Source organism: Holospora curviuscula (genome assembly GCF_002930195.1).
In the GTDB taxonomy this organism is placed as follows: domain Bacteria; phylum Pseudomonadota; class Alphaproteobacteria; order Holosporales; family Holosporaceae; genus Holospora; species Holospora curviuscula.
The window spans coordinates 1-4,448 of the sequence record NZ_PHHC01000082.1 but is presented as its reverse complement, the minus strand read 5'-3'; the positions used below and the strand labels follow the sequence as shown (position 1 = coordinate 4,448).

3 protein-coding genes are annotated in these 4,448 nt (G+C 37.3%); all 3 read right to left on the bottom strand.

Features of this window, described 5'->3' with window-relative positions:
- Window positions 1–149: 149 nt before the first annotated feature.
- The 3 genes from HCUR_RS10160 to HCUR_RS08500 all read right to left on the bottom strand — a co-directional run bounded on the left by HCUR_RS10160 (window position 150) and on the right by HCUR_RS08500 (window position 2,396).
- On the bottom strand, window positions 150–392 hold the full coding sequence (locus tag HCUR_RS10160) for a transposase (protein WP_165780716.1): 243 nt from the start codon (window positions 390–392) through the stop codon (window positions 150–152).
- Window positions 393–562: 170 nt separating this feature from the next.
- Window positions 563–1,678, bottom strand: a complete 1,116-nt coding sequence (locus tag HCUR_RS03495; RefSeq protein ID WP_104206769.1) for an N-acetylmuramoyl-L-alanine amidase — start codon at window positions 1,676–1,678, stop codon at window positions 563–565.
- 538 nt (window positions 1,679–2,216) lie between these two features.
- A complete protein-coding gene (locus HCUR_RS08500; RefSeq protein WP_104206768.1) occupies window positions 2,217–2,396 on the bottom strand; it encodes a hypothetical protein in 180 nt (59 codons plus the stop codon).
- Window positions 2,397–4,448: the final 2,052 nt, after the last annotated feature.

Genomic DNA, 4,448 nt, shown 5'->3' with positions numbered 1-4,448 from the left:
GCTGCTGTGCCAAAGCTCGAAAATTTGGATAAAACATAGTTTACATTGAGTTAGGAACAAGGCATCCCATAAGCGCTGATTAGGCTCATGACTGGGGTGAAGTTATGAGTGAAATCAAAATATTGGCACTTTGATGTAATCAGCATGGATCATAAGCCACTCAAAATTCGGCTCCACAATGACTTTTTTGAGTAATTTTTCCCAAATTTTTCTTTAGTCTCCAACAAATAAAATAGACGATATGTGTTGCTCCATCCGTCGTAATCCAGAGGTGGATTTCGCCACGGAGCGCCCGCTCTCAAAATCCAGAAAACTGCATTAGTAATTTTTCGGTTATTCTTCGCTAGACTTTCCCCCAAAGCTTTTTCGGCCTGGAAGATGAGGGGCCACAAAGCTCTAAATATGATCTTGAAGTATCATGGAGATGGTGGGATTTTCTGGGGACTTTTTCATAAAAGCACATATTCTTAACATGAATTATCCCCATGTTTTGGCATAATTTATCTCGTGACTACAATCTTTAGAAGTACTTTTTTTAAAAAATTTACACACTCCTAAAGAGTTATAATACAGCCTTGGCTCGGAGTGCACGTATCACCAGTTCTCGAGATTCTTGTGATAGCTTGGATGCACCTTTTGGCTCATTGGCCCAGGCCCAGGGCGCATATTGTAATGAAAACTTATCTAGAAAGGAATACACAACCTCTGGTTGTGTATCTGGAAAGAGGCAAGCAAAGCGCGATTCTGCTGTTTCTCTTGGGGAAAGATCTACAAGAGAGGCAGGAGGCTGATAGCCATTTGTTTGTAATAAAGTTCTCGCTTCCTCTACAGTATGCGTAATTTCCAAGGGTAATAAGAAAACAGGTTGGGGAAGGCACCACCCTATCCCTTTATCAGCTAAAGCTTGAAAAATAGTAGGACCAGGATCTTTTTTACGTAATGGTGCAATAACAGCGTGAGAGACAACAGAGTTTTTAGGATCTAAGTTATGATGAGCACACAAGAATTTTACTAAATCTGCAACAACATTGATTTGATCTTCGCTGAATTGATCAAAATTTTCAATACTTTCGTCTCCCTTAAACGTTCCGTTTCCCTGCATTTCTATACCAATAGAACTAAAATTGAGGGTGTAGCGTCCTTTATCAAAGACACCAAATTCTCTAAAATGACTCATTCCAGCGTGATAGGCAGCACGCGTATCAGGTACACAACATATGATAGCATTTTTTTTGGGATCCTGTATGGAATGTCCAAATTTTTTAGTGGCTTCTAACTCTTTTAAGTTAGGAAAGCGTGCTTCAAATCCCTTTAATAGGTCTTCTGCTGACTCAAAAGAAACAATATAATGTGCACCTACTTTTGCATCAAGCCAATACTGGATCACCTTAGCGCATTGCCCATTTGTACTTACATCTTTATTTTGATCCCACTCAAAAGAATGAAGGACGATGGAATCAATGGGAACGGGTTCTTTCTTTTCTTGATCTTCCTTTAATACGCCAATGGGAACGGGTTCTTTCTTTTCTTGATCTTCCTTTAATACGCCAATTGGAAGCGCCTGAGAAGAGGGAGTATTTACACTCACACACCGTTCGGTATGCCAATTCCCTTCAAAATAAAAAATATTGTGTTGGGGACCGAACATTGTAAAAAATGGCATGAGCCACTCTAACATAATTAACCTCACTAATCGTTATTACAAATTAATTCTAGGTCAAATTTTAAAAAATTACAAGCTTTTAATTTAGTAAGAAAATCAGTGAATGTTTTGATCTTAGAAACAGTCACGTAAACCATTTTTCTAACCTGTTGAGCATTATTTTAGGGAGGCGAGTTGAATAAAAGCCTTGGCTGATGCAGTAGACCTCTCATACTCTTTGGATATCTTTCTAAAATGACTTACCACTTTAAAACCCTTAGTTTGTTCTGCATGTTTTACAATGCTAAGGAAAGTACTCTTATGTATAAAGATAAAACCACTGTTGTAGATCACTTTGATATCCTTAATCCGGTAAAATTCCCACCAGCCTTGGAAATTTTTCCTTCACGCCAAGTAAGACTCTTTTGGTACACATACTATAACGAAGATTAGCGCTGTACACATCACCATTTAGCGAATAGCCTAAGGTGTCTTTTTCTATCCGCCCCTTTCTTGCCTCCATCTCTTCATTGTTTAAAAGCGCGTGGGTTCACGCTCTGGATATCGATGATTCCTATGCTAGGACTTTGCTCTTTGTGCTAATACTAGCTCTGGATTTATCCATCAATGCTTGAATGCCCCCTCTATGCTTTAGCCTGTTAAAGTTGTTCAATACTTGCTTCCATAGCTCAAACTCTTTAGGAAGACCCCTCCAAAACAGTCGTTTTTTTTGATATAAACTATGCCGCTCCATACCCGCCTAGCATTCTTAGGCTGCGGGCCTTACTTGCTTCTCTTTTCTCTCGTTAATTTTTTCTTTTATAACTTTCCACGCTTCGTCTTTTAGATTACTTGTATAGCTTTTTGATCTCTCTCATCTCTATTTGATGTCAATCCTATACTTTATTCCTGCTATTTAAGCTTTTTACGTGACGAGTTCTCAGTCAGTGCGTCTGGCAATACAAAACAATTAAACGAACCCGATTGTTCTTACTATGCCATTGACTCAAAAACAGTTGTCAAGGAGAGCAAGAAAAAAATCAGTGGAAAGATGGGCCTATGGGTTGCCTAGCCTTTCGTAACCATACGGCTTTTCTGATATCAGCTGTGTTTTGCCAGAGATCCAAACAGAACAACACTCTAAAAATAAATTCAAGGTCTATTCTATTGATTATTTCATATTGATATTACTGACATCCGTAGAAAAGAAGGAACGGTGTACCTTGTTGTGGCTATTAATGAGACCTCGAGCTTCTTAAACTATACGGAAAGACCGAAGTTGCACAATTTTAAGGAATCGTATCCAAGTCCAGGCAGTTTCTTGATAGAATTCAAATGATCCGCACTGACAACGGCATTCAATTTAGAAACAGAACAGTGAATAACCATGCATTTGTACACATTTTGATTGGATCTGTCACTCAGGGCTTCCCTCATTTGCAGGGTAAAAAGAGTTATAATGTATTGATAACTTTATAAAAAATATTAGTGTGCTTATGTTTAAAGGACGATAGTCTTGAAAATGAAAAAAGAGTCAACAGATACATGAGTTAAAATTAAATCTGTCATCGAAAAAATTTATGGTGATGGGATACATCAGAAACGACAATAATTCTGTGCTTATAGGGCGATAGGTTTTGTAGTCAGCGAATCACAGTTTCTTCATGGGAGAGCAAAAAACTAATCCATACAAGGTATAATAATAAAATTCATGCCACGCAACAAAATGACCGGATTTTGAGTCATCAAAAGATATCAGTCTGAGATTGAGCGGAAGCCTGAGTGTAGTATGTAGAAAACAAATCTATTATAGTGGCACTAGATTAGCGTTGATTGTTTGATGATGCGCAATGAATGCTAAGCCTGAATAGTGTAACCAAGAAAAAATCAATCTGTTAATCAAAAATCACGGAAACACAATCAAGCCCGTTACGAAAATCAGCGAATACCCCGCTTCAAAGCAGTTTTACCTGCTGAAATAAAAGTCGCGCTGGTAGCGGATACAGAATTTTCGGATCAAAAATTTTTTTATCTTTGAGAAGAAGTATTGTGTTTTGAATCTATTATTTCCATTTAATCCAGTACTAGGGTTATTAAAGCAAAGCGTAAGATTGGTTAAAAGCGATGAAAAGGTGATTCATGTAAAAAAAGCTTTTTTTGACCCTACAGCAGTGCCCCATGCAGTACTTTATTGTGCTCAACGATAATACGAACCATAAAGGGAGCGTAATCATCAATTATTACGCTAAGAGCTGGAAAATGGAACCCTATTTCAAAGATCTCCAAGATTTAAGATATGCTTAGGGGTTGAAACATCCCCCCTATTAAGTCTTTTACCCAAAGGCTTTTAGGCGAAGCAAGAAGAACATTAGGATTGCATAAAAAATTAAAAGTGCATGCGCTGAAAATGAGAAGACATTCTCTCTTTCGGCAAAGACCGTTTTATTAAAAATTCTTTTTTCACACTTCTTATTCTTAACATGCACAACAAATGTTGATGAATAAATTTGAGGCAGTCTTTTGGAAACATAGCTTTTGGAAAATTTATATTCGAAAAAAATGAGATGATTCATGAGATCAATACTATAAAGAATCGCTAATAAAATGGTGACTAATAATAGTAAAGGCTTACAGCGAATTCTTTGAAGAATATTGAGCGTACAGCGTACTAAATTAGTGTTCTATAACTTGTTTCGTTTCCTTAGCATACACTCTCTTTAGAGTTCTGTTTAGAGTTCTGTTTAGAGTTCTGTTTAGAGTTCTGTTTAGAGTTCTGTTTAGAGTTCTGTTTAGAGTTCTGTTTAGA